The sequence below is a fragment of the Aeribacillus composti genome, assembly GCF_031760945.1.
Taxonomy (GTDB): Bacteria; Bacillota; Bacilli; order Bacillales; family Aeribacillaceae; genus Aeribacillus; species Aeribacillus composti.
The window spans coordinates 2765073-2790964 of record NZ_CP134501.1 but is presented as its reverse complement, the minus strand read 5'-3'; the positions used below and the strand labels follow the sequence as shown (position 1 = coordinate 2790964).

At 39.8% G+C, this 25892-nt stretch carries 21 protein-coding genes, 1 tRNA gene and 1 other annotated feature; of the genes, 20 read left to right on the top strand and 2 right to left on the bottom strand.

What is annotated here, in order from left to right:
* The first annotated feature begins 5 nt into the window (after window positions 1-5).
* Window positions 6-82: transfer RNA gene (locus RI196_RS13585), tRNA-Arg, on the top strand.
* Between the two features lie 374 nt (window positions 83-456).
* On the opposite strand, the gene RI196_RS13580 is transcribed toward RI196_RS13585, so the two are convergent.
* Window positions 457-816 (bottom strand): MmcQ/YjbR family DNA-binding protein, encoded by a 360-nt coding sequence (locus RI196_RS13580; protein ID WP_063387491.1) that lies wholly within the window; start codon window positions 814-816, stop codon window positions 457-459.
* 539 nt (window positions 817-1355) lie between these two features.
* Window positions 1356-1607 (top strand) — a binding site (T-box leader).
* A gap of 87 nt (window positions 1608-1694) precedes the next feature.
* On the opposite strand from RI196_RS13580, the gene ilvB reads away from it, so the two are divergent.
* The 13 genes from ilvB (at window position 1695) to yihA (ending at window position 18839) form a co-directional block, all read left to right on the top strand.
* Complete coding sequence (gene ilvB, locus RI196_RS13575; protein WP_063387453.1) at window positions 1695-3419, top strand: acetolactate synthase large subunit; 1725 nt, start codon at window positions 1695-1697, stop codon at window positions 3417-3419.
* Window positions 3416-3934, top strand: coding sequence for an acetolactate synthase small subunit (gene ilvN, locus RI196_RS13570; RefSeq protein ID WP_063387454.1), 519 nt, complete (start codon window positions 3416-3418; stop codon window positions 3932-3934). The genes ilvB and ilvN overlap by 4 nt, the downstream gene beginning before the upstream one ends.
* A gap of 46 nt (window positions 3935-3980) precedes the next feature.
* On the top strand, window positions 3981-5006 hold the full coding sequence (ilvC, locus tag RI196_RS13565) for a ketol-acid reductoisomerase (protein ID WP_094246308.1): 1026 nt from the start codon (window positions 3981-3983) through the stop codon (window positions 5004-5006).
* Window positions 4993-6537 (top strand): 2-isopropylmalate synthase, encoded by a 1545-nt coding sequence (locus RI196_RS13560; RefSeq protein ID WP_063387456.1) that lies wholly within the window; start codon window positions 4993-4995, stop codon window positions 6535-6537. Before ilvC ends, RI196_RS13560 begins: the two co-directional genes overlap by 14 nt.
* Window positions 6538-6560: 23 nt before the next feature.
* Window positions 6561-7673 (top strand): 3-isopropylmalate dehydrogenase, encoded by a 1113-nt coding sequence (gene leuB / locus RI196_RS13555; protein WP_063387457.1) that lies wholly within the window; start codon window positions 6561-6563, stop codon window positions 7671-7673.
* An 84-nt stretch (window positions 7674-7757) separates the two neighbouring features.
* Window positions 7758-9173, top strand: coding sequence for a 3-isopropylmalate dehydratase large subunit (gene leuC, locus RI196_RS13550; protein ID WP_063387458.1), 1416 nt, complete (start codon window positions 7758-7760; stop codon window positions 9171-9173).
* Window positions 9174-9189: 16 nt separating this feature from the next.
* A complete protein-coding gene (gene leuD / locus RI196_RS13545; RefSeq protein WP_063387459.1) occupies window positions 9190-9783 on the top strand; it encodes a 3-isopropylmalate dehydratase small subunit in 594 nt (197 codons plus the stop codon).
* A 92-nt stretch (window positions 9784-9875) separates the two neighbouring features.
* Window positions 9876-10856, top strand: coding sequence for a tetratricopeptide repeat protein (locus RI196_RS13540; RefSeq protein ID WP_063387460.1), 981 nt, complete (start codon window positions 9876-9878; stop codon window positions 10854-10856).
* A gap of 203 nt (window positions 10857-11059) precedes the next feature.
* Window positions 11060-12346: a trigger factor gene (tig, locus tag RI196_RS13535; protein WP_063387461.1), complete on the top strand. Its 1287-nt coding sequence runs from the start codon at window positions 11060-11062 to the stop codon at window positions 12344-12346.
* A gap of 274 nt (window positions 12347-12620) precedes the next feature.
* Entirely contained in the window at window positions 12621-13886 is a 1266-nt protein-coding gene (clpX, locus tag RI196_RS13530) for an ATP-dependent protease ATP-binding subunit ClpX (RefSeq protein WP_063387462.1), read from the top strand.
* 201 nt (window positions 13887-14087) lie between these two features.
* Window positions 14088-15746: an ATP-dependent protease LonB gene (lonB, locus tag RI196_RS13525; protein WP_063387463.1), complete on the top strand. Its 1659-nt coding sequence runs from the start codon at window positions 14088-14090 to the stop codon at window positions 15744-15746.
* 187 nt (window positions 15747-15933) lie between these two features.
* Window positions 15934-18258, top strand: coding sequence for an endopeptidase La (gene lon, locus RI196_RS13520; protein WP_063387464.1), 2325 nt, complete (start codon window positions 15934-15936; stop codon window positions 18256-18258).
* A complete protein-coding gene (gene yihA, locus RI196_RS13515; protein ID WP_063387465.1) occupies window positions 18255-18839 on the top strand; it encodes a ribosome biogenesis GTP-binding protein YihA/YsxC in 585 nt (194 codons plus the stop codon). The genes lon and yihA overlap by 4 nt, the downstream gene beginning before the upstream one ends.
* A gap of 70 nt (window positions 18840-18909) precedes the next feature.
* On the opposite strand, the gene RI196_RS13510 is transcribed toward yihA, so the two are convergent.
* On the bottom strand, window positions 18910-19383 hold the full coding sequence (locus RI196_RS13510) for a hypothetical protein (protein WP_063387466.1): 474 nt from the start codon (window positions 19381-19383) through the stop codon (window positions 18910-18912).
* 195 nt (window positions 19384-19578) lie between these two features.
* On the opposite strand from RI196_RS13510, the gene hemA reads away from it, so the two are divergent.
* The 6 genes from hemA to hemL are packed head-to-tail and all read left to right on the top strand — an operon-like array spanning window position 19579 to window position 25804.
* Window positions 19579-20916 carry a glutamyl-tRNA reductase gene (hemA, locus tag RI196_RS13505; protein ID WP_094246302.1) on the top strand — a complete coding sequence of 446 codons (1338 nt, stop codon included), beginning with the start codon at window positions 19579-19581 and terminating at the stop codon, window positions 20914-20916.
* A gap of 20 nt (window positions 20917-20936) precedes the next feature.
* Window positions 20937-21758 (top strand): cytochrome c biogenesis protein, encoded by an 822-nt coding sequence (locus RI196_RS13500; protein ID WP_063387468.1) that lies wholly within the window; start codon window positions 20937-20939, stop codon window positions 21756-21758.
* A gap of 23 nt (window positions 21759-21781) precedes the next feature.
* Entirely contained in the window at window positions 21782-22723 is a 942-nt protein-coding gene (gene hemC / locus RI196_RS13495; RefSeq protein ID WP_063387469.1) for a hydroxymethylbilane synthase, read from the top strand.
* Window positions 22720-23517: a uroporphyrinogen-III synthase gene (locus RI196_RS13490; protein ID WP_311066369.1), complete on the top strand. Its 798-nt coding sequence runs from the start codon at window positions 22720-22722 to the stop codon at window positions 23515-23517. Before hemC ends, RI196_RS13490 begins: the two co-directional genes overlap by 4 nt.
* A 3-nt stretch (window positions 23518-23520) precedes the next feature.
* Window positions 23521-24504, top strand: a complete 984-nt coding sequence (gene hemB, locus RI196_RS13485) for a porphobilinogen synthase (RefSeq protein WP_094246298.1) — start codon at window positions 23521-23523, stop codon at window positions 24502-24504.
* Window positions 24505-24520: 16 nt separating this feature from the next.
* Window positions 24521-25804, top strand: coding sequence for a glutamate-1-semialdehyde 2,1-aminomutase (hemL, locus tag RI196_RS13480; RefSeq protein WP_311066368.1), 1284 nt, complete (start codon window positions 24521-24523; stop codon window positions 25802-25804).
* Window positions 25805-25892: the final 88 nt, after the last annotated feature.

Below are 25892 nucleotides of genomic sequence, written 5' to 3'. Positions count from 1 at the left end.
CCGATGTCCCAGTAGCTCAGCTGGATAGAGCAGCGGCCTTCTAAGCCGTCGGTCGGGAGTTCGAATCTCTCCTGGGACGCCATTTATGTTAATTTTGAATAGGATGAATTTATTACATAATGCTCATAGATATTGATATGTCAATATTTATGAGCTTTTAATTTTTGCTTTTCTGATAAAGAGTTTGAACAATTAGTAATTTAAAAAAATAATTAATACAGTTTATTAGACAGAGTAAGGATTTAGCTTGCTCTGCTTTTTATCGTTTCAATGTTTAAAAATTTATTGCTGCAGGCCTATGGTTTCTATGCATTAAAAGACTAGCATGTGTATAAGCGAAATCCGTGGATGCAAATCCATTCTAAGCTCCATTTAAAAAGATTTGAGGCTTTTCACTGAGGAGGAGTTCACATCTAATAAGTGACGCCCAAAACAGCAATGTCATTATTTCCTAAGTTATTGCAGTTTTATTTGCTTTTGTATTTTCTTCGGCAATTTTTGAAAAACAAGTTCGTAGGAACGAAAAATCAGGTTTTCCAAAATTTCCTCCGGGATGTTCGTGTTAAAATATATTGAGATCCAATGATTTTTGTTCATATAGTAGCCTGGAATGACGCCATCGTAATTTTCTCTTAATTGTTCAGAATGATGCGGATCACATTTTAACGTGATGATTGGCTTTCCTTCAGAATCACATCCTATAATCGCAAATATTTTGCCTCCCACTTTATATCGGTCTGCTTCCCAATCAATTTGGTAATCATGAACAGAACCGGGAAGTTTGAGACAGAAAGATTCAAGCTTTTGTTTGTTCATCATATAATCTCCTCCACCATATATTGTTCCAAATATTTTTTATACAACATACTTTGTCTTTTTTCCTTCTTCCGAAATTGCTCGTTTCAAGTGAAGGGTTTTTATTTAAAATCGAATAACGTTCAAGGTTTTAGAACATACATATGCTGCATTACTGTTTAAAACAGATTACAGCCCTCTTTCTGAAGTGTTCGGGTTGCCGAGCCTTTAAGAAAAACTGGTGTAATTTCGAATAAAATGGATGTTTTTTCTTTTGCCGCATTTGTTGAAAACGTTGGCTATTCAAATTAATTTAAATAAAATATTACGCACATTTTGCCTAATGGTTTGGAATCGATATTTATTTCAATTTAGAGCATAAAAAATTTTCATTGTATTATAAAATGTTGAAATAATGAGTTTGTAAACGTTACCAAAAAACTGTTTCATAAAAATAATCAAATAATTCATAAAAATGGTGTTGACACTTTTGAAAAATCAGCGTATTATAAGGCTCAAACATAAATTTTCGTATAAGGATTGAATGTAAAAATTTATAGATGAAAACGATGAAGAGGATTAGTAATCTTTGGTTAAGATAACTCCAGAGAGCCGGGGGAGCTGAAAACCGGCGTTATCACCAAGGATGAACTCGCCTCCGAGTGCCTTTTCGAAAGCGGACAGCGAGTAGGATTGGCCGGGTGCATCCCAATGCACTCGTTAGGAAAAGAACGGATATTCCGTTCATGAGGTGATCGATTTGATCACGAAGAAGGGTGGTACCGCGGGAATTCAACCTTCTCGCCCCTTTGGCCTGCTATAAGTGGGTTTCATAGGGGCGGGAAGGTTTTTCATTATCTAAAAATTCTATCACATCTGTTTAAAAGGAGGATATATTCATGACTGCGAATGTACAGTTGGATGAGTTGAAAACCAAATGTACAACAACAACCATGACGGGGTCGGAAATGCTCATCGAAGCCTTAAAAAGGGAAAATGTAGAAGTCATTTTCGGCTATCCCGGTGGAGCCGTTTTGCCAATATATGATAAGCTATATAATTCTGGAGTCTTTCACGTCTTAACAAGACACGAGCAAGGAGGAATCCATGCTGCTGAAGGATATGCACGTATATCCGGAAAACCGGGTGTCGTCATTGCCACTTCAGGACCTGGTGCAACCAACTTAGTGACAGGGCTTGCGGATGCATTAATTGATTCTTTGCCGCTCGTCGTCTTTACAGGGCAAGTAGCAACAACTGTGATCGGTTCTGATGCTTTCCAAGAAGCAGATGTGATCGGAATTACCATGCCCGTTACAAAACATAATTATCAAGTTCGGGATATAAATGATTTACCGAGAATTGTTAAAGAAGCGTTTCATATCGCAACAACTGGAAGACCAGGACCTGTATTGATCGATATTCCAAAAGATATTTCACAGGCGGAAGGCAATTTCGAATATGATATGGAATTGTCATTGCCTGGCTACCAGCCGAAATTAGAGCCGAATTACTTGCAAATCCGCAGGCTGGTGGAATCGGTCAGCAGTGCAAAAAAACCGGTGATTTTAGCTGGTGCCGGCGTTCTCCATGCCAATGCTGCGAATGAACTGAGAGAATATGTTGAACAGCAGCAAATTCCGATCACAAACACTCTACTTGGATTAGGAAGTTTCCCAGCGGATCATCCTCTATTTTTAGGAATGGCAGGAATGCATGGAACATACGCGGCTAACATGGCTCTTTATGAATGCGACTTATTGATTAGCATCGGAGCCCGCTTTGATGACAGAGTAACAGGAAATCTTAAACATTTTGCGCCTAATGCAACTGTAGCACATATTGACATTGATCCTGCCGAAATTGGTAAAAATGTTCCCACACAAATTCCGATTGTCGGCGACGCGAAGCAAGTATTGAAGCTTTTGATCGAGCAGGAAGGAAATAAAGGCGATCATCAAGAGTGGATTCAGCATCTTGCTGAATATAAAAAAGAATATCCATTATGGTATGAAAAATCTGAAAATGAAATCAAACCTCAAGAAGTGATCGAAGAAATTTATAAACAAACAAAAGGAGAAGCAATTGTTACAACAGATGTAGGCCAGCATCAAATGTGGGCTGCGCAATATTATCGCTTTAATTCGCCAAACAGATGGGTGACATCGGGCGGACTTGGAACGATGGGCTTTGGACTCCCTTCAGCTATCGGCGCGCAATTTGCTGACCGCAACAGAACGGTTGTCGCGATATTGGGTGATGGAGGGTTCCAAATGACCTTCCAAGAGCTTGCGGTAATCAAAGAGCACAATTTGCCAATCAAAGTAATCGTTCTGAACAACAATTCGCTCGGTATGGTTCGCCAATGGCAAGAACTCTTTTATGAAAAACGTTATTCTCATTCCGTCTTTCAAACGCAGCCTGATTTTATTAAATTGGCAGAAGCGTTTGGAATAAAAGGAGTAAGAATCCAAAATCATCAAAATCTTAAGACAGTGTTGGAAAAAAGCTTTGCAAACAGAGAGCCGGAGCTGATTGAAATTGTCGTAGCACCGGAAGAAAACGTATATCCAATGATTGCTCCTGGCAAAGGACTGAATGAAATGGTGGGGATAAAGAAATGAAGCGAATCATTACGCTGACTGTCATGAATAGATCAGGAGTTTTAAACCGAATTACTGGCCTGTTTACGAAAAGACACTATAATATCGAAAGCATTTCTGTCGGCCATTCGGAAATAGAAGGCGTTTCGCGAATTACATTTGTTGTAAATGTTAAAGAAGAAAAAGAAGTTGAACAAATTACAAAGCAATTAAATAAGCAAATTGATGTGTTGAAAGTGATGGATATCACAAATCAATCAATTGTTGCAAGAGAACTAGCATTAATTAAAGTTGTTGCAAATCCATCGACAAGAATGGAAATATACGGTGTGATCGAACCGTTTCGCGCATCGATCATTGATGTTAGCAGAGACAGCGTTGTCGTACAGGTAACAGGTGAGCCGAACAAAATTGAAGCGCTGATTGACTTATTGAAACCGTACGGCATCAAGGAAATAGCCAGAACAGGACTGACAGCTTTTCCTCGCGGTACACAAAAGCTGCAGCAGTCCGAAAAAACTTTTTCAATCGTCTAATACATTTTTAAATATAGTAAAACATTTAAGAAAGGGAGATGTACAAATGACAAAAGTATACTATAACGGAGATATTAACGGAGCTGTATTAGAAGGGAAGAAAGTAGCGATTTTAGGATATGGTTCTCAAGGTCACGCGCATGCTTTAAATTTAAAAGAAAGCGGCGTAGATGTAGTAGTTGGCGTTAGAAAAGGTAAATCATTTGAAAAAGCTCAAGAGGATGGATTGGAAGTTAAAACAGTTCGTGAAGCTGTTGAAGAAGCAGACATTATCATGGTGCTTGTTCCGGATGAAAAGCAAAGAGAGCTTTATGAAAATGAAGTGAAGCCGGGACTAAAAGCAGGAAATGCTCTCGTATTTGCCCATGGATTTAACGTTCATTTCAATCAAATTGTTCCGCCAAGCGATGTGGATGTATTTTTAGTTGCACCTAAAGGCCCAGGTCATCTTGTGCGAAGAACTTACACTGAAGGAGCTGGGGTTCCGGCATTGATTGCTGTTGAGCAAAATGTAACAGGTCAAGCGAAAGAATTGGCTTTAGCATATGCAAAAGCAATCGGATCCGCACGTGCCGGCGTTCTTGAAACAACGTTTAAAGAAGAAACAGAAACGGATCTTTTCGGTGAGCAAGCAGTTCTTTGCGGCGGGCTAACATCCCTTGTAAAAGCTGGATTTGAAACGCTTGTTGAAGCAGGTTACAAGCCTGAAGTTGCATATTTTGAATGTTTGCATGAACTAAAATTAATTGTGGATTTACTGTATGAAGGCGGGCTTTCCAACATGAGATACTCCATTTCCGATACAGCTCAATGGGGTGATTTTGTATCTGGACCGCGCGTAATCGATGCGCATGTAAAAGAAAACATGAAAGCTGTATTGAATGATATTCAAACTGGAAAATTTGCGAAAGAATGGATTTTGGAAAACCAAGTAGGAAGACCGCAGTTTAACGCGATCAACAATCGTGAAAATGAGCATCAAATTGAACAGGTCGGAAGAGTGTTAAGAGACATGATGCCGTTTGTAAAGCCTAAAAATAAGGAAGCGGTGGTAACTGGTGCGAAAAATTAACTTTTTTGACACAACCTTAAGAGATGGCGAGCAATCCGCTGGAGTAAACCTAAACTTAAAAGAAAAATTAGAAATCGCAAAACAGCTGGAACGAGTTGGAATGGACATTATTGAGGCAGGCTTTCCTGCCTCCTCTCCAGGCGATTTTCGCTCAGTACAGGAAATTGCCAGAACAATCAAAAATTCTTCTGTTACAGGATTGGCGAGATCTGTTAAAGGAGATATCGATGCGGCGTGGGAAGCATTGAAAGACGGGGCGGAGCCAAGACTTCATACGTTTATTGCAACATCGCCTGTTCATCGGGAATATAAATTGAAAATGACGAAGGAGCAAGTGATCGAGCGTGCAGTAGAATCCGTCAAATATGCAGCGAAATTTTTCCCTATTATACAATGGTCTGCAGAGGATGCCTGCCGCACTGAACTCGATTTTTTGGCGGAAATTGTTGAAAAAGTGATTGAAGCCGGCGCGAAAGTCATCAATATTCCTGATACTGTAGGCTATATCACTCCGATTGAATATGGCAAAATATTTGAATATTTAAAACAAAATGTGAAAAACATTGATCAAGTCATTTTGTCCGCTCATTGCCACGACGATTTAGGAATGGCAGTAGCGAACGCTCTCAGCGCTGTAGAACATGGAGCAGGGCAAATTGAAGGTACGATTAACGGAATTGGAGAGCGTGCGGGCAATTCAGCTTTAGAGGAAGTGGCTGTCGCTCTGTACATTCGAAAAGACTATTACAAAGTTGAAACAAACATCCGCTTAAATGAAATTAAGAGAACAAGTGATTTAGTGAGCAAATTGACAGGAATGATAGTTCCGCCAAACAAAGCGATCGTCGGGAAAAACGCTTTTGCCCATGAATCTGGCATACATCAAGACGGTGTGCTGAAAGAAAAAACAACATATGAGATCATATCTCCTGAACTTGTTGGGGTACAGTCCAACAGTTTAGTATTAGGGAAACATTCTGGTCGTCACGCATTTCGGGTAAAGCTCAAGGAATTAGGCTTTACAATGGATGAAGAAGCGACAAATCGTTTATTCACTGCTTTTAAGGAACTTTCTGAAAAGAAAAAAGAATTGACGGAAGATGATCTTGTAGCTCTTGTATTAGAAGAACAATTAACAGGTGAAGAAGGAACATATGAACTTGCGGCGCTGCAGGTAACATATGGTACGACTGGAGTCCCGTCTGCCACTGTGACGCTGAAAACGAAAGAAAACGAGGAAATTCAAGAGGCTGCGACAGGAAATGGAAGCGTAGAAGCTATTTACAATACGTTAGAACGCTGTTTGAAGCAGTCCGTCACTTTGCTGGACTACCGAATCCAATCTAATTCAGGAGGACGCGATGCGTTAGCGCAAGTATATGTAAAAGTTAACGTGGACGGAATTGAAATGGGAGGACGCGGCATTGCCCAGGATGTGCTTGAAGCATCTGCCAAAGCCTATCTAAATGCTGTCAACAGGGCGATATTACTCAAACATACAGCGAAGGAAAAACATCAGGCGACTGTATAAAATCATGAAAGGGGTGGAACGTGATGAAGAAAAAAATCGCTGTTTTGCCGGGAGACGGCATTGGAAAAGAAGTAGCGAACGGAGCTATTGAGGTTTTAAAGGCTATTGGACAATATTACAAACATGATTTTGAATTTGAATTCGGCTTAATTGGCGGAGAAGCGATAGATAAGTGCGGGACACCTCTTCCTGAAGAAACGATTGAATTATGTCGTTCAAGCGATGCGGTTTTATTAGGAGCTGTAGGCGGTCCGAAATGGGATAAAAATCTTCCTGAACTCCGTCCGGAAAAAGGATTGCTAGGCATTCGAAAAGAGTTGGACTTATTTGCAAATATCCGCCCTGTTCAAACTTATAAAGCCCTTCAAGAAATATCTCCGTTAAAGGGAGAAAAAATAGAAGATGTTGACTTGGTGATTGTACGCGAATTGACAAGCGGACTTTATTTCGGGAAACCGAGTGAAAGAATCGTTTCAGACGGAGAAGAAGCAGCGGTTGACACGCTTTTTTATAAACGGAAAGAAATTGAACGCATTTTAGAAACAGCTTTTCAAATGGCGCAAAAACGCCGAGGAAAAGTAACGTCTGTTGATAAGGCAAACGTGCTTACAACTAGCAAGCTTTGGCGTGAAATTGCTGAAGAATTGGCTTCAAAATACCCTGATGTCACATTGGAGCATATGCTTGTTGATAATGCGGCCATGCAATTGATCCGCATGCCAAGCCAGTTTGATGTGATTGTGACGGAAAATATGTTCGGTGACATTTTAAGCGATGAAGCATCCATGATCACTGGATCGTTGGGCATGCTTCCTTCAGCAAGCTTATCAAACAGTGGATTGCACTTATATGAACCAGTGCATGGATCAGCTCCTGACATTGCCGGCCAAAACCTGGCAAACCCTGTCGGAATGATCTTATCTGGTGCGCTCATGCTCCGCTATTCCTTTGATCTTCATGAAGAAGCTAGAGCCATTGAAAAAGCGGTTAAACATGTGTTGGATTCCGGAAAGTGCACGAGAGATTTAACAAATAATGAAGGTGCATTTATTCATACAACTGAAATGGTGGAAGAAATCAAAGAAGTGCTTGCGAACGATTATGCACTATTAAATATTATCGATTCCTACGAATAAAATGGGGGGGTGTGGGCTTTTCCGGCAGGAGGAGCTCACCGTTTTCTTAATAGATACAAAACAGGAAATAGGGGGAAAAAGAAAATGAAGCCTCGAAACATAATAGAAAAAATCTGGGATGATCATGTGGTCGTAAGGGAAGAGGGAAAACCGGATCTGCTTTATATTGACCTTCATCTCATACATGAAGTTACATCACCGCAAGCTTTTGAAGGATTGAGACAAAACGGACGGAAAGTGAGACGTCCTGATCTCACCTTTGCCACAATGGATCATAATATCCCAACCGTGAACCGCTTTGTCATTGAAGATGATGTAGCTAAAAACCAAATAAGTGCTTTAGAAAGAAACTGCCAAGAATTTGGAATTACTCTGGCAGGATTAGACAGCGATGATCAAGGAATTGTCCATGTTATCGGTCCGGAATTAGGGCTTACTCTTCCAGGAAAGACTATTGTATGCGGAGACAGCCATACATCGACACACGGCGCTTTTGGGGCGCTGGCATTTGGAATCGGAACAAGTGAAGTAGAACACGTTTTGGCCACTCAAACATTATGGCAGCACCGTCCGAAAACTTTGCAAGTGAAAGTGACAGGATCTTTGTCAGAAGGAGTCACGGCCAAAGACGTCATCCTTTACATTATTGGAAAATTTGGTGTTGATTTCGGTACAGGCTATGTTATTGAATATTCGGGTGAAGTGATTGAAAGCTTATCAATGGATGAACGGATGACTATTTGCAATATGTCAATCGAAGCAGGTGCCCGCGCCGGTTTAATAGCTCCGGATGAAACAACCTTTAATTATATAAAAGGAAGAAAATATGCTCCGAAAGGGGAAGAGTTCGAAAAAGCAGTTGCTTACTGGAAATCTTTAAGATCTGATCCAGGAGCTACATTTGATAAAACAATTGAAATCCGCGGGGAAGACATCGCACCGATGGTTACCTGGGGTACAAATCCAAGCATGGTGCTGCCTGTTGACCATTCGATTCCGACACTTGAGGATGCACGCAATGAAAATGAAGCTGCTTCCTTCAAACGGGCGTATGAGTACATGGGACTTGAACCGGGAACGAACATTCAAGACATTGAAATCGATTATGTATTCATTGGATCATGTACAAACTCAAGACTAACTGATTTGCGTGCAGCGGCGAATGTAATTAAAGGACGAAAGGTTGCTCCAAATGTGAAAGCGATCGTAGTTCCAGGCTCCCAAAAAGTAAAACAAGCAGCAGAACAAGAAGGATTGCATGAAATTTTCATCAATGCTGGTTTTGAATGGAGAGATTCTGGATGCAGCATGTGTTTAAGCATGAATAACGATGTCGTGCCTCCTGGAAAACGATGTGCGTCTACTTCCAACCGCAACTTTGAAGGACGTCAAGGGAAAGGGGCAAGAACTCACTTAGTGAGTCCTGCAATGGCAGCAGTGGCAGCAATTTATGGTAAGTTTGTTGATATTCGGACAGAGAAGCTTGAAGCAGTAAAATGAGGAGGGAAGAAGCAGCATGCAGCCTTTTACAACATTAACTAGCCATATTGCAGTATTAAATAGAACAAATGTGGATACGGACCAAATCATTCCGAAACAATTTTTAAAACGAATTGAACGGACAGGTTATGGAAGATTTGCTTTTTTTGATTGGAGATATTTAGATAATGGTGAGGAAAATCCACAATTCGAGTTAAATCAGCCAGTCTACAAAGGCGCACAAATTTTGCTGGCTGGCGAAAATTTCGGTTGCGGTTCATCAAGAGAGCATGCTCCATGGGCTTTAGCAGACTTTGGTTTCCGCGCAATTATCGCGCCTAGCTTCGCAGATATTTTTTATCAAAACTGTTTAAAAAACGGAATCCTGCCGATACGGGTCAATGAAGAAGTGTTTGAAACATTGCTCAAAAAAGCGGAAGGAAATGTGTACGAATGTACGATTGATTTAGAACAGCAAAAAGTATTTGATCAAGAAGGATTTGAGTTTCATTTTGACATTAATGAGCATTGGAAGGAAATGCTTTTAAATGGACGCGACGAAATAGGATTTACATTATTATATGAAGAGCAGATCAGCCAATTTGAACAAAAGGCAAAAGCGTGGGGATGATGATATTGCATCCTCCGCTTTTTCTTTTGATTCTTGTTTTCTCGTTGCCCAGCTGGTAAACTTGTAGCAAAATCATAAAGAGGTTTTCTACAATGAAAAAAGCGAATGGAAAAATCATTCCCTTTCCCCGACTTAAAGAACGATTGATTGAAAAAGGAATGAATGCGTTACATAATAAACAATTTGAACAAGCGCTCGACCTTTTTTTAGAGGCGAGATCTTGGAATTCAAATCACCCTGATATTGAAATAGGAATTGCTTTATGCTTAATGGAGCTTGGAGAATATCAGGAAGCAAAACAAATTTGTAAAAAAATGCTTCACGAAGCAAAAGGAAATTATTTTGAAATATTGCAGATGTATTTAACGATTTTAGTACAGCTTGGACAATATGATGAGGTAAAAACGACGATTGAAGCGGTTTTGGAAGAAAATAAACTTCCGGCAGCACATGCAGAACAGTTTTACAAGCTGCTTCATTTTAGCCGGAGGATGAGCGAAGAGCAAATCAGTCCAGAACCGAATGACGATGATCTTTTCAGCAGGCTGGACAAGCAAATTTCCTACATACATTCGATCAAAAATAATAATAATGTTAAAAAAAATTTACATACGATTGAAGAGATGCTTCAGTCAAAAACGGTCCATCCGGTTGTGAAAACAATGCTGCTGCAAATATTGCGAGATCATGAAATAGCACGAATAATGACCGTTGAGAAATTCGGGGAAACTACCGCTGTAAATCCTATCCATCTTCAAGATTTATTAGAAATGACGTTTGCCAAAAAAGTGCTCAATCTTTTGGACGATTTTTTAGGAAATGAAAATCCAACCCTTTTCGAAGCTGTAAAAGATATATGGATTCGTCATTTATATGTCATGTATCCTTTTCATCCTAAACCGGAAAATGCAAATATTTGGGCAGCAGCGCTTCATTACGTTGGCTACGAAATTTTTGGGATCGTCATCAAGCTGACGGAAGTTGAGCGGATTTACAACATAAAAAGTGCTGAGTTTATTTCAGTTTGCGATAAAATTAGACAAATTGAAGAAATTTCAAACATTAGATGGTAGAGTCCTATTGAAAGGATTGTATCCTATGGTATAATAAAATGGTTGTAAAATGTATATTTTTTGTATGCACCTTTCTTGCTATTGGTGCGGTTATCCTTTTTTGACATATTTATTTTATGGCTTGTTTCTTTACGGACAAGGCATATAAAAAATTTTTATCGTGTACTCACGAATAATATTTATAGATTGTTGGAGGGAAACAAATGTCAGTTAAATGGGAAAAATTAGAGAAAAACGAAGGAGTCTTAACCGTTGAAGTAGATGCACAAACATTTAAAGAAGCGCTGGATCGAGCATTTAAAAAAGTTGTAAAAAATGTAGCCGTTCCAGGATTCCGCAAAGGAAGAGTGCCGCGCCCTATTTTTGAAAAGAGATTCGGTGTTGAGGCGCTATATCAAGATGCGCTTGATATTTTGCTTCCAGAAGTTTATCCAAAAGCGGTTGAAGAAGCTGGAATTGAACCGGTAGACCGTCCTGAAATTGATATTGAACAAATTGAAAAAGATAAACCGCTTATTTTTACGGCTAAAGTAACGGTCAAACCAGAAGTGAAACTTGGCGAATATAAAGGTTTGGATGTCCAAAAAGAAGATACAACCGTTACGGATGAAGATGTGGAAAACGAATTAAAACAGCTTCAAGAACGGCATGCTGAATTGGTTGTGAAAGAAGAAGGAAAAGTGGAAGAGGGAGATACAGTCGTCCTCGACTTCGAAGGTTTTGTTGACGGCGAAGCGTTTGAAGGCGGAAAAGCTGAGAATTATTCTTTGGAAGTCGGCTCCGGCACATTTATCCCTGGTTTTGAAGATCAGTTGATCGGGCTTGAAGCAGGCGAAGAAAAGGATGTAGAAGTAACGTTCCCTGAAGAATATCATGAGGAAAAGCTTGCTGGAAAACCGGCTGTCTTTAAAGTGAAAATTCATGAAATCAAAACGAAAGAACTCCCTGCATTGGATGATGAATTTGCAAAAGATGTAAACGATGAGGTTGAAACACTTGAAGAATTAAAGGCGAAAATTAGAGAGCGTTTAGAAGAGCAAAAGAACACACAAGCTGAAAATAAACTTCGTGATGAACTTGTTGAAAAAGCTGCAGAAAATGTTGAAGTGGACATTCCGCAAGTGATGATTGACAATGAACTTGAAAGAATGATGAATGAATTTCAACAACGCTTGCAATTGCAAGGCTTGAACTTAGAACTGTATTACCAATTCTCTGGCCAAAGCGAAGAAGAATTGCGTGAACAAATGAGAAAAGACGCTGAAAAGCGCGTGAAATATAACTTAACATTAGAAGCAATTGCGAAAGCTGAAAACATTGATGTGACAGAAGAAGAAGTAAATGAAGAGCTGCAAAAAATGGCTGACATGTACAATATGCCAGTTGAAAGCGTTAAGAGAGCACTCGGTTCAACAGAAGGAATAAAAGAAGATTTAAAAATTAAAAAAGCGGTCGATTTTCTTGTAGAAAATAGAAAAGATGTTGCATAATATAGTTACAGGAACATCATGATCTTTGATAAAGTTGATAACAAGGCGCGATTTGATCGTGCCTTGTTTTATAAAATGAAAAGCGTTAAATCGTTCGAAACTGTACATAATAATTGTCACATAACTATACATACTTTTCATTACCGCTTTTCTTTTGTTTTATGATAAAATGCGATACATACTTTTCTTTTGTTTGAAAAGCATTGTTCCCCGATTCATGCGTGCGGTTTATATATGGGTGGGGAGGCAATGAAGGAAATTAAGGGGTGATATCATGTTTAAGTTTAACGATGAAAAGGGACAGTTAAAATGTTCGTTTTGCGGAAAAACTCAAGATCAAGTGAGAAAGCTGGTTGCTGGTCCTGGCGTCTATATATGCGATGAATGTATTGAACTTTGCACAGAAATTGTAGAAGAGGAGCTTGGCACGGAAGAAGAGGCTGAATTTAAGGATGTTCCGAAACCGAAAGAAATTCTCAGCATCTTAGATGAATATGTAATCGGGCAGGAGCAGGCAAAAAAATCTTTGGCGGTTGCAGTTTACAACCATTATAAGCGGATTAATTCAAACAATAAAATTGATGATGTTGAGCTGTCCAAAAGTAATATTGTGTTAATCGGGCCGACAGGAAGCGGAAAAACGCTGCTTGCACAAACGCTTGCACGCATTTTGAATGTTCCATTTGCAATTGCTGACGCAACGTCGTTAACGGAAGCTGGATACGTTGGGGAAGATGTTGAAAATATTTTGCTGAAGCTAATCCAAGCTGCTGATTACGATGTGGAAAAAGCGGAAAAAGGAATTATTTACATCGATGAAATTGACAAAATTGCTAGAAAATCAGAAAATCCATCCATTACAAGAGATGTGTCTGGTGAAGGCGTCCAACAAGCACTTCTGAAAATTTTGGAAGGAACTGTAGCAAGTGTTCCTCCACAAGGCGGAAGAAAACATCCGCATCAAGAATTTATCCAAATCGATACGACTAATATATTATTTATTTGCGGCGGAGCATTTGACGGCATAGAGCAAATCGTCAAGCGCAGATTAGGGCAAAAGGTCATTGGATTTGGAGCAGATAGCCGAAACAAAGAGCTTGATCAAAAGCAGCTGCTTTCAAAGGTGCTACCTGAGGATTTATTAAAATTCGGGTTAATTCCGGAATTTATCGGGCGTTTGCCTGTCATTGCCAGCCTTGAACCGCTTGATGAAGCAGCACTTGTCGAAATATTAACAAAACCGAAAAACGCGCTTGTTAAACAATATCAAAAAATGCTCGAGCTAGATGGCGTTGAGCTGGAATTTGAAGAAGAAGCATTATCAGAAATTGCGAAAAAAGCAATTGAACGAAAAACAGGTGCGCGCGGCCTTCGTTCTATCATTGAAGGCATTATGCTTGATGTGATGTTTGAATTGCCGTCTCGTGATGATATTACAAAATGTGTCATCACGGCAAACACTGTAAGAGAAAAAATTCCTCCGAAGCTGATTGCAAATGATGGAACCATTATAAATGAAGATACGAAAACTTCCGCATAAGACACGTTTTGACGGGCTTTTTAGTCTGAATTTGCAGCAGTTTGGTTTTGTAAAAGGATAGTTGTTCTCATAAAAATAAGAAGGATCGAGTTCATACAACTCGATCCTTCTTTTCATGAAAATCCGTCCTCAACATATGTTTAATCCGTATATGCAAAGGAGATAATAGGGGATAAACATTTGTTGAGGAGGAAACTCAGGATGAACTGGACAGGGATTGCCCTTTTCATACAATTAATTTTCGGAGTCATTGTCGGTCTTTATTTTTGGAATTTATTGCGGAATCAGCGGACGCAAAAAATTTCCATTGACCGCGAGTCGAAAAAAGAAATGGAACAATTGAGAAAAATGAGAGCTATCCAATTATCAAAGCCGCTTTCAGAACGAATTCGACCAAAAAGCTTTTCTGACATCGTCGGACAGGAAGATGGCATCAAAGCATTAAAAGCAGCTTTATGCGGGCCGAATCCCCAGCATGTTATTATTTACGGACCTCCTGGTGTAGGAAAAACGGCTGCTGCAAGGCTCGTTCTTGAAGAAGCGAAAAGAAATAAAAAGTCTCCTTTTCAACATAATGCTGTTTTTGTTGAATTGGATGCAACAACAGCGAGATTTGATGAACGGGGAATAGCTGATCCTTTAATAGGTTCTGTTCATGATCCCATTTATCAAGGTGCTGGGGCGATGGGACAAGCCGGAATTCCACAGCCGAAACAAGGAGCAGTGACTCATGCACACGGCGGCGTGTTGTTTATTGATGAAATTGGCGAACTCCATCCCATTCAAATGAATAAACTGTTAAAAGTACTTGAAGACCGAAAAGTTTTTTTAGAAAGCGCCTATTATAGTGAAGAAAATTCTCAAATTCCAAGTCATATTCATGATATTTTCCAAAACGGTCTCCCGGCTGATTTTCGCTTGATCGGGGCAACTACAAGAACACCATCTGAAATACCGCCCGCCATTCGCTCGCGCTGCCTTGAAGTATTTTTTAGAGATTTAACGGCCGATGAACTCGCGGTCGTTGCTCGGAAAGCGGCTGAAAAAGTAAATGTAAAAATTTCAGAAAAAGGAATATCCATTTTAACTTCTTATGCCCGCAATGGAAGAGAAATTGCCAATATGATGCAAATTGCTGCTGGAATTGCCATCACCGAGGACCGAAATGAAGTGAAAGTCGAAGATATTGAATGGATTGTCCATTCCAGCCAGCTTACACCAAAATATGAAAAGAAAATTGGAAATGAACCTAAAGTTGGACTGGTGAACGGTCTTGCTGTTTACGGACCAAACAGCGGCTCTTTATTAGAGGTGGAAGTGACGGTTATTCCGGCAAAAGAAAAAGGAACGATCAACATTACAGGTATTGTAGAAGAAGAAAACATTGGCGACCGCGGAAAATCCATCAAAAGAAAAAGCATGGCCAAAGGCTCCGTTGAAAATGTCATAACAGTGTTACGATCAATGGGAGTTAATGCCCATGATTATGATATTCATGTAAACTTTCCCGGCGGGGTACCTGTTGATGGACCGAGTGCAGGAATAGCGATGGCAACCGGCATTTTTTCTGCCATCCACAAAATTCCTGTTGATAATACCGTTGCGATGACTGGAGAGATCAGCATTCATGGGAATGTAAAACCGATTGGCGGAATTATTCCAAAAATAAAAGCTGCCAAGATGGCAGGTGCAAAAAAAGTGATCATACCAGAGGAGAATATGCAGTCAATTTTAAAAACGATTGAAGACATTGAAATTATTCCTGTTCGAAGCTTTCAGGAAGTGTTAGATTGTGCGCTCATCAATCCTCCAACGGAGCAAATTTATCCAGAGACAATCATAGAGAAAAAATCGGTTTAAAGCAGCGTCTTCATTCCAAATGCCTAACAGGGTTCAGGCCGTGGCACTGAACCTTTATTTTTGTTGAGGCAGTTATTTATTCCTTTCAATAAAGATAAGTTTGAAAATAGACAGTGCAGAAAGAATAGGATAGAATTGAACAAGGACGCTGTATAATCTATTTTTCACATGATGGAGGTGTAAAAATATGGCGAAAAAAGAGAATAGAATCGTCCCCCTCCTACCGCTTCGAGGTTTGTTAGTTTATCCATCGATGGTGCTACATTTAGATGTAGGACGCGATAAATCTGTACAGGCGCTTGAGAAGGCGATGATGGATGATCATATGATATTTTTAACAACACAAAAGGAAGTTTCAATAGATGATCCAAAAGAGGATGATTTATACCATATTGGAACGCTGACGAAAATTAAGCAAATGCTCAAACTGCCGAACGGCACCATTCGCGTGCTTGTCGAGGGACAAAAAAGAGGCGAAATCAAAAGTTTTGAAAGCAAGGAACCATATATTTCTGTACAAGTTGATATTTATGAAGAACCGCTTCAAAAAGATGTTGAAGAAGAAGCTTTGATGCGAACTGCGCTTGAATATTTTGAGCAATACATAAAAATGTCTAAAAAAATTTCAAGTGAGACGTTTGCAACCGTTTTGGATATAGATGAACCAGGAAGATTGGCCGATATTATTGCTTCCCACTTGCCGATCAAGCTGAAAGATAAGCAAGAAATATTAGAAACATTTGATGTGAAAGAAAGATTAAATAAAATTATTCAAATGCTTCATAATGAGAAGGAAGTTCTGCAGCTTGAAAAGAAAATAGGCCAGCGGGTCCGTCAATCAATGGAACGGACGCAAAAAGAATATTATTTGCGCGAACAAATGAAGGCCATTCAAAAAGAGCTCGGAGAAAAGGAAGGGAAAACGGGCGAAATAGAAGATTTGACTGAAAAAATCGAAAAATCGGGAATGCCGGAACATGTTTATAAAACGGCTATGAAAGAGCTCAGCCGATATGAAAAAATCCCTTCAACATCCGCTGAAAGTGCGGTGATCCGCAATTATTTAGACTGGCTCATTTCCTTGCCGTGGAACAAGGCAACAGAGGACAGACTGGATATAAAGCTGGCGGAAGTGATCTTAAATGAAGAGCATTACGGACTAGATAAAGTAAAGGAACGGGTGCTTGAATATTTAGCAGTGCAAAAATTAACAAATTCGCTTAAAGGCCCTATTTTATGTTTAGTGGGACCGCCTGGCGTTGGGAAAACATCTCTTGCCCGTTCTGTTGCAAAATCATTAAATAGAAAGTTCGTTCGAATTTCTCTTGGCGGCGTTCGGGATGAATCGGAAATAAGAGGCCATAGAAGAACATATGTCGGTGCGATGCCGGGTCGGATCATTCAAGGGATGAAAAAAGCGGGAACGATTAATCCGGTATTTTTGCTGGATGAAATTGATAAAATGTCCAGCGATTTTCGCGGTGATCCTTCAGCTGCTCTTCTTGAAGTGCTGGATCCGGAGCAAAACCATAATTTCAGCGATCATTATATTGAAGAGCCGTATGATTTATCAAAAGTCATGTTTATTGCGACAGCTAATAATTTAGCAACTATTCCAGGTCCGCTGCGCGACAGAATGGAAATTATCACAATTGCCGGTTATACCGAATTAGAAAAAGTTCATATCGCCAAAGATCATCTTCTTCCAAAACAATTAAAAGAGCATGGACTGAAAAAAGGTCACTTGCAAATAAGAGAAGAAGCAATTTTAAATATAATTCGTTATTATACGCGCGAAGCAGGGGTAAGAGGGTTAGAACGCCAAATCGCAGCAATATGTCGAAAAGCAGCGAAAACGATTGTAACAGGTGAAAGAAAAAGAATTGTTGTAACCGCTAAAACTCTTGAAGACTTTTTGGGCAAAAAATTGTTTCGATACGGTCAGGCAGAATTGCAGGATCAAATCGGTGTGGCGACCGGTCTCGCATATACGACGGTCGGCGGCGATACGCTGTCCATTGAAGTGTCCATCTCTCCGGGTAAAGGCAAGTTGATTTTAACCGGAAAGCTCGGAGATGTCATGAAGGAATCGGCTCAAGCCGCTTTCAGCTATATTCGATCTAGAACAAAAGAACTAAAGATAGATCCAGATTTCCACGAACAATATGATATCCATATTCATGTGCCTGAAGGAGCTGTTCCAAAAGATGGACCGTCTGCAGGCATTACGATGGCAACGGCGCTTATTTCAGCATTAACTGGAAGACCGGTTCGAAAAGAAGTCGGAATGACAGGTGAAATTACTTTAAGAGGCCGCGTTCTGCCGATAGGCGGTTTAAAAGAAAAAACATTAAGCGCCCATCGTGCCGGTTTAAAGAAAATTATTTTGCCGAAGGAAAATGAAAAGGATTTAGATGATATACCAGAAAGCGTGAGAAAAGAATTGACTTTTGTTCTTGTCTCACATATGGATGAAGTATTAAAACATGCATTGGCAGGAGAAAAAGAATGAAGGTAACAAAAGCAGAAATTGTCATAAGTGCGGTTAAATCTGATCAATATCCATCAACCGATTTTCCAGAAATCGCTCTGGCAGGAAGGTCTAACGTCGGGAAATCTTCGTTTATTAATAAAATGATCAATAGAAAAAATTTGGCGAGAACCTCTTCAAAGCCTGGGAAAACGCAAACGTTAAACTTTTATTTAATTAACGATCAATTTTATTTCGTTGATGTTCCCGGATATGGATTTGCCAAAGTGTCGAAAAGGGAGCGGGAAAAATGGGGGAAAATGATCGAAGCGTATTTGCTCAAAAGAGAACAGCTTAAAGCATGTATTCTTATCATAGACATCCGCCATGCACCTACATCTGATGATGTCATGATGTACGAATTTTTAAAATATCATGGAATTCCTGCTGTAATTGTCGCCACAAAGGCGGATAAAATTCCTAAAGGAAAATGGCAAAAACACTTAAAAGTAGTGAAAGAAACGCTAAAAATGGAAAAAAATGATCCGCTTATTCTTTTTTCAGCAGAAACTGGTTACGGAAAAGAGGATGCATGGTCAGCCATTTATCCATTCCTATCATAAAATGAAATTGCTTTAGGCTGGATACAGAAGGAAAAGCTCGAGAAGCTTAACCGCTTCGAGCTGTTTCCTTTTATTTTTTTCTGAAAAACAATAAATACAAACCTGCAATAACAAAAAGAATCGGCCAAAAGGCTTGCCAATTGGAAACGCTCTTTTGAATAAAAGATGTCAAAGCGGAAGGAAAATAGTAAAGGAAACTTCCGATCAAAAGAAGGATAAATCCTTGTGCAAACCCGCTTTTTGCTTGAGCAGACCGAATAATGAAAGCAAGGGCAATGATCCAGATCATTGCGGTTAAATCATCAGGCCAGAACGGGAATGATTTTCCCCATAAAAAATGGATGCCAAGGCCAAGCAGCAGAACGGCAGGAACGATTGCTTGGTCATCCTTTTCCGCTTTTGCCTGAACCATAAAGGCGATGCCAAACATGATAAAAAAGAAAGGCAAAGTGTTCATGTTCATATTGAAAAAGAGATCGAAATTTTTCAACAAGAAATAAAGCCCGATCTCCAGCATAATCATAGCAACAAACGTCCAACGCACTTAACGATCACCTCTGTTTTGATGACTTGATTCCGGCTCTCTTTTTTGATAATATTTTTAATGTAATAATTAATATAATTTATATCTGTTTCTTACTTTATCATCATATCATACAGTTTCATATACTGTTCACATTTTTTTGTCGATATTTTGTTATAATAAAGTCAGTATGTATTTGCTTTTGGGGGGTCGGAGATGCATATTTTAGCTGTTGGGTTAAATTATAAAACAGCCCCTGTTGAAATTCGCGAAAGGTTGAGTTTTAGCAGCAATGATTTAGCTTCTGCAATGAAACGGTTGAAGAATGAAAAAAGCATTTTGGAAAACGTGATCGTTTCCACCTGCAACCGGACAGAAATCTATGCAGTTGTTGATCAGCTTCATACAGGGCGTTATTATATAAAAGCATTTTTAGCTGAATGGTTCAATATGGACATTGAGGAGTTCGATTCGTATCTAAAATACTTTGAAAATGAACAGGCTGTTCAGCACTTGTTTCGGGTGGCATGCGGCCTGGATTCTATGATTTTAGGCGAAACGCAAATTTTAGGACAAGTCCGTTCAAGCTTTTTATTAGCTCAAGAACATAACACGATCGGAACGATTTTTAATCAACTGTTTAAACAGGCAGTAACATTGGCTAAAGAAGCCCATTCGGAAACGGAAATCGGTTCAAATGCTGTTTCCGTCAGCTATGCTGCCGTAGAATTGGCAAAAAAAATTTTCGGCGACCTATCCAGCAAGCATGTGCTTATTTTAGGCGCAGGAAAAATGGGAGAGCTTGCCGTACAAAATTTACATGGCAGCGGAGTCAAACAAATTACGGTTATGAACCGTACATTTGAAAAGGCGAATGAATTGGCGAAGCGTTTTTCCGGACAAGCAAAAATGATGTCTGAGCTTCAGTGTGCGCTTATTGAGGCAGATATTTTAATTAGTTCAACAGGTGCAAAGAGTTTTGTGATTTCGAAAGACATGATGTTAGATGTTGAAAAGTTAAGAAAAGGCCGCCCGTTTCTGATGGTGGATATTGCGGTTCCACGCGATTTAGATCCTGCATTGAGTGAAATAGACAGCATTTTTTTATATGATATTGATGATTTGGAAGGAATTGTCGAAGCGAATTTGCAGGAAAGAAAAGAAGCGGCTGAACAAATTGAAATCATGATCGAGCGAGAGGTCTTGGAGTTTTCGAAATGGCTGAATACATTAGGGGTTGTTCCGGTTATTGCTGCATTGAGGGAAAAAGCTCTTCTTATCCAATCGGAAACAATGAAAAGTATTGAACGGAAGCTGCCGAATTTGACAGAACGCGAAAGAAAAATATTAAATAAACATACGAAAAGCATTGTCAATCAAATGTTGAGAGATCCGATTTTAAAAGTGAAAGAGCTGGCTGCTCTTCCAAATGGCGAACAATCTTTGGAATTATTTAAAGAGATTTTTAATTTAGATTTAGATGAAGAATTAATAGAACAAACTCCTTCCGTTCAATTAAAAACGCATTCAAAAAATGTTTCACTTGAAATGTAAGTGAAAGGAAAAACTAATATATGTTTGATTGGAATATCATTAGATTAAACGAATTGATGATTGTTTTATATGCATTGAGCGTTTTCTTATATTTTATAGATTTTTTGCATCATAACCGGAAGGCAAACAAAATAGCCTTCTGGTTACTTTCTATTGTCTGGGTTTTACAATCCTTTTTTTTATTTTCGCAAATGGCGCAAACGGGCAGATTTCCGGTTTTAAACATAGCGGAAGGTCTTTATTTTTATGCATGGGTATTGGTCACTCTTTCCCTTGTGATCAACCGGCTGCTTCGAGTCGATTTTATTGTCTTCTTTACGAATGTCATTGGTTTTATCATTATGGCCATCCGGACGTTTGCTCCTTCAGAGGCAGTATCGACTGAAGTATCCAGCAGGTTAATTTCAGAACTGTTATTGATCCATATCACGATGGCGATACTATCATACGGAGCGTTTTCGCTTTCATTTGTTTTTTCCATTCTTTATTTGATACAGCACAACTTATTAAAAAAGAAAAAATGGGGGAAAAGGCTTCATCGCATTCAAGATTTGGCAAAACTGGATTATATGACATATGTTTTAAATATGATCGGTGTACCTATATTGCTATTAGCTCTCATTTTAGGAATGATATGGGCTTATTTAAAGGTGCCAAATTTGAACTGGTATGATGCAAAAGTGATCGGCTCATTTTCTGTTTTAGGCATATACAGTTTTTATTTGTATGCCAGAGTAGTAAAAGAGTGGCAATGGAAAAGAATTGCCTTTTTAAACGTTGCCTCATTTTTAGTGCTGTTAGTTAATTTCTTTTTATTTGGAAGCTTATCGAATTTCCATTAATGCATGTGCTCAGGAGGATGTTTATGCGAAAAATTATTGTCGGGTCAAGGCGAAGTCGGTTAGCAATCGCCCAAACAAATTGGGTGATCGAGAGATTAAAAGAGCTTGGAGCCCCATTTGAATTCGAAATAAAAGAAATTGTCACAAAAGGTGATAAAATAGTTGATGTCACTCTTTCAAAAGTAGGCGGGAAAGGCCTTTTTGTAAAAGAAATTGAGCAGGCTATGCTAAACGGTGATATTGATATGGCCGTGCACAGCATGAAGGATGTGCCGTCTGTCTTGCCGAATGGCTTGACGATCGGCTGCATTCCTAAACGAGAAGATTACCGCGATGTTTTGATTTCGAAGGATTGCCAAACTTTAAGAGATTTGAAAGCTGGCGCTGTTGTTGGAACGAGCAGCTTAAGAAGGAGCGCCCAAATTTTAGCCGTCCGCCCCGATGTAACCGTCCGTTGGATTCGCGGAAATATTGATACGCGTCTAAAGAAGCTGCGGGAAGGCAACGATTATGATGCAATCATTTTAGCAGCAGCAGGTCTTAAACGAATGGGCTGGAAAGACGAATTGGAAAAAGCGTACTTTTTACCGCCTGATATGTGCGTTCCGGCAGTCGGTCAGGGAGCTTTGGCGATAGAATGCCGAGAAGATGATCATGAACTGCTTGCAGCTTTAAGAAAACTAAATGACGAACGGACGGAGAAAGCCGTTTTAACAGAGCGGGCTTTTTTGCATGATATGGAAGGAAGCTGTCAAGTGCCTATTGCCGGTTTAGCTCAAGTTGATGAAAATGAAGAAATTGTGTTGACAGCACTTGTTGCATCTCCGAATGGAAAAACGGTATATAAAGAGACGAAAACTGGAAAAGATCCGAATTTACTTGGAAAGGATATGGCAGCACTTCTATCGTCTCAAGGCGCCAAAGAGCTGGTCGAACAAGTGAGAAAGGAGCTAAACCATGAATGAGTGCTGAAAAACCATTGAATGGTTTTAATGTGTTAGTGACGAGAGCGAACAGCCAGGCTGCCGAATTCTCAAAGAAAATTCAAGCGGCGGGAGGCTGTCCTATAGAAGTTCCGTTAATTGCAACGAGGAAAACAGAAACGGATTTCAATGCCCTCCCCGTTTTAAAACAGTTAACATCTAAAGACTGGATTGTTTTTACTAGTGCAAACGGCGTTCAATATTTTTCCGAACATGTAAAAGACTTGTCATTGGAATTAGAAGATCTGAAAAACGTCAACGTTGCTTGTGTCGGTATAAAGACAAAAAAAGCTGCGGAGAAAATAGGATGGAAGGTATCTTTATGTCCTGAAGAGTTTCGTGCCGAAAGCTTAGCGGAAGAATTAATCGATCATGTTCGGCAAGACAGCAAAATAGTAATTGCCCGCGGGAATTTGGCACGCACTTATTTACGTGAAGTATTAACAGAAAAAAAGATTTTTTTCTTTGATTTTGTTGTTTATGAAACAATACAATTGTTGGAAAATGAAAAAGAAGTGTTGCATTTGCTTGAAAATAAAACGATTGATTTTATTACGCTGACGAGTTCTTCCACAGCTTCTGCATTTATGAAAATTGTCAAAAGAAACGGGCTGGAAAACAGGGTTCGGGATATTGTGTTTGTTTGCATCGGACCGATAACAAGAGATAAATTGTTGTCTTATAAAATAAAGTGTACTTGCATTATGCCGGAAAAATATACAATTGATGGAATGCTGGAAAAAATGTGTACATACGCAGAAAAAAGGGAGGAATAGATCATGCTGAATTTTGCACGGCACAGACGATTGCGGCATACAGCTAATCTGCGGGCTATGGTCAGGGAAACCCGCCTTCATAAAGAAGATTTAATATATCCGATTTTTGTTGTCGAAGGAGAAAATCAAAAAAATCCAGTGCAATCGATGCCGGGAGTTTTTCAAGTTTCATTGGACCTGTTAAATGAAGAAATTGAAGAAGTTGTCAAGCTGGGAATTAAATCAGTTATTTTATTCGGCATTCCTCATGAAAAGGATGAAGTCGGTTCAGGAGCATACCATGATCATGGCATCGTGCAGCGGGCTATCGCTCAAATTAAACAGCAGCATTCTGATCTTGTCGTTATCGCAGATACTTGTCTATGCGAATATACTGATCACGGTCATTGCGGAGTTGTGGAAAACGGGCAAATTGTAAATGATGCTTCGTTAAAATTATTAGCCAAAACAGCTGTCAGCCAGGCAAAAGCCGGGGCGGATATAATTGCTCCATCCAATATGATGGACGGATTTGTCGCAGCCATTCGGGAAGCGCTTGATGAAGAAGGATTTGTTCATATTCCAATTATGTCATATGCGGTCAAATATGCCAGTGCTTTTTACGGACCGTTCCGGGAAGCGGCTGAAAGCACGCCGAAATTCGGTGATCGGAAGACGTACCAGATGGATCCGGCTAACAGGCTGGAGGCATTAAGGGAAGCAGAAGCAGATGTTGAACAAGGATGCGATTTTTTAATTGTGAAACCGGCGCTTTCTTATTTAGACATTGTCCGTGATGTTAAAAATCATTTTAACCTTCCTGTCGTTGCTTATAATGTAAGCGGCGAGTACTCAATGATTAAAGCGGCAGCTGAAAATGGATGGATTGATGAAAAAGGCACTGTCCTTGAAATGCTTACAAGCATGAAAAGAGCCGGCGCGGATTTAATTATTACGTACCATGCAAAAGATGTTGCCCGTTGGTTAGATGAACAGTCTGATTATTGAAAAGGGGGCTCATTTCATGAAATATGAACGTTCGATAAAAGCATTTGAAAAAGCGAAGACATTGATGCCCGGCGGGGTCAACAGCCCTGTGCGCGCGTTTAAATCCGTTCAAATGAATCCGATCTTTATTGAGCGCGGAAAAGGTTCTAAAGTGTATGACATTGATGGCAACGAATATATTGATTATGTTCTTTCATGGGGACCGTTAATTTTAGGACATGCCAATGACAGAGTTGTTGAAGCATTAAAGAAAATAGCGGAGCAAGGAACGAGCTTTGGGGCACCGACCTTGATTGAAAATAAGCTGGCGGAGCTTGTTGTGGAGAGGGTTCCTTCCGTTGAAATTGTGCGGATGGTGAACTCTGGTACGGAAGCGACAATGAGCGCATTGCGCCTTGCCCGCGGATATACGGGAAGAAATAAAATTTTAAAATTTGAAGGATGTTATCATGGCCATGGAGATTCGCTGCTCATTAAGGCTGGATCAGGAGTTGCCACATTAGGGCTTCCGGATAGTCCAGGGGTGCCGGAAGGAATTGCCCAGCATACGATTACTGTTCCATATAATGATTTAGAGAGCGTCCGCTTTGCTTTTGAAAAATTTGGCGAAGACATAGCTGCCGTGATCGTCGAGCCAGTAGCTGGAAATATGGGTGTTGTACCGCCTAAAGAAGGCTTTTTAGAAGGCTTGCGCGAGATCACCAAACAATACGAATCGCTTCTGATTTTTGACGAAGTGATGACCGGTTTTCGCGTTGACTATCATTGCGCCCAAGGATACTTTGGAGTGACCCCGGATTTGACATGTTTGGGAAAAGTCATTGGAGGAGGACTTCCAGTCGGAGCCTATGGCGGACGGGCGGACATCATGGGAAAAATCGCTCCTGTCGGTCCTATTTATCAAGCGGGGACACTTTCAGGAAATCCGCTTGCGATGACAGCCGGATATGAAACACTCATTCAGCTTACACCAGACACATATAAAGAATTTAAAAGAAAAGCGGATAAATTAGAGGAAGGATTGCGCAAAGCTGCTCAAAAATATGAAATCCCTCATACGATTAATAGAGCGGGATCAATGATCGGATTTTTCTTTACAAATGAAGATGTTGTCAATTACGAAAAAGCAAAAACATCAAACCTTGATTTTTTTGCAAAGTATTATCGTGTTATGGCGGATGAAGGCATTTACTTGCCTCCTTCCCAATTTGAAGGAATGTTTCTGTCAACAGAGCATTCGGATGAAGATATTGAAAAAACAATAGAAGCATGTGAAAAAGCTTTTTCGGTTTTGAGATAACGAGCTAAAAGGACTAGCTTCTGATTGAAGCTGGTCCTTTTATTTTTGTTTCCCGTGCATATTTTGCCATCCTCCTTCATACATCTTT

What these genes read in the sequence shown, in the direction of transcription:
- RI196_RS13580 (WP_063387491.1), bottom strand. Translation starts at nt 816, where the DNA reads ATGAACAAACAAAAGCTTGAATCTTTCTGTCTCAAACTTCCCGGTTCT.
- ilvB (WP_063387453.1), top strand. Translation starts at nt 1,695, where the DNA reads ATGACTGCGAATGTACAGTTGGATGAGTTGAAAACCAAATGTACAACA.
- ilvN (WP_063387454.1), top strand. Translation starts at nt 3,416, where the DNA reads ATGAAGCGAATCATTACGCTGACTGTCATGAATAGATCAGGAGTTTTA.
- ilvC (WP_094246308.1), top strand. Translation starts at nt 3,981, where the DNA reads ATGACAAAAGTATACTATAACGGAGATATTAACGGAGCTGTATTAGAA.
- leuB (WP_063387457.1), top strand. Translation starts at nt 6,561, where the DNA reads ATGAAGAAAAAAATCGCTGTTTTGCCGGGAGACGGCATTGGAAAAGAA.
- leuC (WP_063387458.1), top strand. Translation starts at nt 7,758, where the DNA reads ATGAAGCCTCGAAACATAATAGAAAAAATCTGGGATGATCATGTGGTC.
- leuD (WP_063387459.1), top strand. Translation starts at nt 9,190, where the DNA reads ATGCAGCCTTTTACAACATTAACTAGCCATATTGCAGTATTAAATAGA.
- RI196_RS13540 (WP_063387460.1), top strand. Translation starts at nt 9,876, where the DNA reads ATGAAAAAAGCGAATGGAAAAATCATTCCCTTTCCCCGACTTAAAGAA.
- tig (WP_063387461.1), top strand. Translation starts at nt 11,060, where the DNA reads ATGTCAGTTAAATGGGAAAAATTAGAGAAAAACGAAGGAGTCTTAACC.
- clpX (WP_063387462.1), top strand. Translation starts at nt 12,621, where the DNA reads ATGTTTAAGTTTAACGATGAAAAGGGACAGTTAAAATGTTCGTTTTGC.
- lonB (WP_063387463.1), top strand. Translation starts at nt 14,088, where the DNA reads ATGAACTGGACAGGGATTGCCCTTTTCATACAATTAATTTTCGGAGTC.
- lon (WP_063387464.1), top strand. Translation starts at nt 15,934, where the DNA reads ATGGCGAAAAAAGAGAATAGAATCGTCCCCCTCCTACCGCTTCGAGGT.
- yihA (WP_063387465.1), top strand. Translation starts at nt 18,255, where the DNA reads ATGAAGGTAACAAAAGCAGAAATTGTCATAAGTGCGGTTAAATCTGAT.
- hemA (WP_094246302.1), top strand. Translation starts at nt 19,579, where the DNA reads ATGCATATTTTAGCTGTTGGGTTAAATTATAAAACAGCCCCTGTTGAA.
- RI196_RS13500 (WP_063387468.1), top strand. Translation starts at nt 20,937, where the DNA reads ATGTTTGATTGGAATATCATTAGATTAAACGAATTGATGATTGTTTTA.
- hemC (WP_063387469.1), top strand. Translation starts at nt 21,782, where the DNA reads ATGCGAAAAATTATTGTCGGGTCAAGGCGAAGTCGGTTAGCAATCGCC.
- RI196_RS13490 (WP_311066369.1), top strand. Translation starts at nt 22,720, where the DNA reads ATGAGTGCTGAAAAACCATTGAATGGTTTTAATGTGTTAGTGACGAGA.
- hemB (WP_094246298.1), top strand. Translation starts at nt 23,521, where the DNA reads ATGCTGAATTTTGCACGGCACAGACGATTGCGGCATACAGCTAATCTG.
- hemL (WP_311066368.1), top strand. Translation starts at nt 24,521, where the DNA reads ATGAAATATGAACGTTCGATAAAAGCATTTGAAAAAGCGAAGACATTG.